Here is a 2823-nt window from a genome sequence, read left to right as displayed (position 1 = left end):
AAAACCAAGACAACTGTGAGTTGTAAGGTTAAGAAATTAAGCGTACACGGTGGATGCCTAGGCAATCAGAGGCGATGAAGGACGTGTTAATCTGCGAAAAGCAACGGTAAGTCGATAAAAGGCGCTATAACCGTTGATGTCCGAATGGGGAAACCCAGTGCAGGTCACTGCACTATCATCTGATGAATACATAGTCAGATGAGGCGAACCGGGAGAACTGAAACATCTAAGTACCCCGAGGAAAAGAAATCAACCGAGATTCCCTAAGTAGCGGCGAGCGAAAGGGGAGGAGCCCAAGCGGGTAGCATAATGTGTTAGTGGAAGCGTCTGGAAAGTCGCACGATAGAGGGTGAAAGTCCCGTACATGAAGATGCATGATGTGGAAGCTTATAGAGTAGGGCGGGACACGTGATATCCTGTCTGAAGATGGGGGGACCATCCTCCAAGGCTAAATACTCCTGATTGACCGATAGTGAACCAGTACCGTGAGGGAAAGGCGAAAAGAACCCCAGGAGGGGAGTGAAATAGACCCTGAAACCGTGTACGTACAATCAGTGGGAGCTGTTGCCATTAGGTAATAGTGACTGCGTACCTTTTGTATAATGGGTCAGCGACTTATATTCTGTAGCGAGGTTAACCGAATAGGGGAGCCGAAGGGAAACCGAGTATTAACTGTGCGTAAAGTTGCAGGGTATAGACCCGAAACCCGGTGATCTAGCCATGGGCAGGTTGAAGGTTGGTTAACACTAACTGGAGGACCGAACCGACTAATGTTGAAAAATTAGCGGATGACCTGTGGCTGGGGGTGAAAGGCCAATCAAACCGGGAGATAGCTGGTTCTCCCCGAAAGCTATTTAGGTAGCGCCTCATGAGTAACTGTTGGGGGTAGAGCACTGTTTCGGCTAGGGGGCCATCCCGGCTTACCAACCCGATGCAAACTCCGAATACTGACAAGTTTAATCATGGGAGACACACGGCGGGTGCTAACGTTCGTCGTGAAGAGGGAAACAACCCAGACCGCCAGCTAAGGTCCCAAAGTCATAGTTAAGTGGGAAACGAAGTGGGAAGGCTTAGACAGCTAGGATGTTGGCTTAGAAGCAGCCATCATTTAAAGAAAGCGTAATAGCTCACTAGTCGAGTCGGCCTGCGCGGAAGATGTAACGGGGCTAAAACTATGCACCGAAGCTGCGGCAGCGCACGAAAGTGTGTTGGGTAGGGGAGCGTTCTGTAAGCCGTAGAAGGTGTACTGTGAGGTATGCTGGAGGTATCAGAAGTGCGAATGCTGACATAAGTAACGATAAAGCGGGTGAAAAGCCCGCTCGCCGGAAGACCAAGGGTTCCTGTCCAACGTTAATCGGGGCAGGGTGAGTCGACCCCTAAGGAGAGGCCGAAGGGCGTATCTGATGGGAAACGGGTTAATATTCCCGTACTGGCTATAACTGCGATGGGGGGACGAAGAAGGCTAGGTTTACCACCTATTGGATGGTGGGTTAAGCGTGTAGGGGTGTGATTAGGCAAATCCGGTCACTAAGACTCTGAGGCGTGATGACGAGCTACTAAGGTAGTGAAGTAATTGATGCCCTGCTTCCAGGAAAATCCTCTAAGCTTCAGGTTATAGTTAATCGTACCCGAAACCGACACAGGTGGTCAGGTAGAGAATACTAAGGCGCTTGAGAGAACTCGGGTGAAGGAACTAGGCAAAATGGTGCCGTAACTTCGGGAGAAGGCACGCTGATGGTAATTGAAGTCCCATGCGGATGGAGGTGAAATCAGTCGAAGATACCAGCTGGCTGCAACTGTTTAATAAAAACACAGCACTGTGCAAACACGAAAGTGGACGTATACGGTGTGACGCCTGCCCGGTGCTGGAAGGTTAATTGATGGGGTTATGCGTAAGCAGAAGCTCTTGATCGAAGCCCCAGTAAACGGCGGCCGTAACTATAACGGTCCTAAGGTAGCGAAATTCCTTGTCGGGTAAGTTCCGACCTGCACGAATGGCGTAATGATGGCCAGGCTGTCTCCACCCGAGACTCAGTGAAATTGAACTTGCCGTGAAGATGCGGTGTACCCGTGGCAAGACGGAAAGACCCCGTGAACCTTTACTATAGCTTGACAGTGAACATTGAGCCTTAATGTGTAGGATAGGTGGGAGACTAAGAAGTGTGTACGCCAGTATGCATGGAGTCGCCCTTGAAATACCACCCTTTAATGTTTGATGTTCTAACCTATACTTCTGAATCGAGGTAAGGGACACTGTCTGGTGGGTAGTTTGACTGGGGCGGTCTCCTCCCAAAGAGTAACGGAGGAGCACGAAGGTTAGCTAATCCTGGTCGGACATCAGGAGGTTAGTGCAATGGCAAAAGCTAGCTTGACTGCGAGAGTGACGGCTCGAGCAGGTACGAAAGTAGGTCATAGTGATCCGGTGGTTCTGAATGGAAGGGCCATCGCTCAACGGATAAAAGGTACTCCGGGGATAACAGGCTGATACCGCCCAAGAGTTCATATCGACGGCGGTGTTTGGCACCTCGATGTCGGCTCATCACATCCTGGGGCTGAAGTAGGTCCCAAGGGTACGGCTGTTCGCCGTTTAAAGTGGTACGCGAGCTGGGTTTAGAACGTCGTGAGACAGTTCGGTCCCTATCTGCCATGGGCGTAGGAAAATTGAGAGGGTTTGCTTCTAGTACGAGAGGACCGAAGTGAACGCACCGCTGGTGTTCGGGTTGTGATGCCAATTGCATTGCCCGGTAGCTACGTGCGGAATAGATAAGTGCTGAAAGCATCTAAGTACGAAACTAGCCTCGAGATGAGTTTTCCCTGATGAGA

Annotated in this window: 1 rRNA gene; it reads left to right on the top strand. The window is 50.5% G+C overall.

From position 1 onward, the window contains the following. Positions 1-26 precede the first annotated feature (26 nt). A 23S ribosomal RNA gene (locus tag DKK79_RS14245) occupies positions 27-2823 on the top strand; the annotation flags it as partial.

Source organism: Gilliamella apicola (assembly GCF_003202915.1).
Taxonomy (GTDB): Bacteria; Pseudomonadota; Gammaproteobacteria; order Enterobacterales; family Orbaceae; genus Gilliamella; species Gilliamella apicola_Q.
The sequence above is the reverse complement of the archived record's forward strand: the minus strand, read 5'-3'. Positions and strand labels throughout refer to the sequence as shown.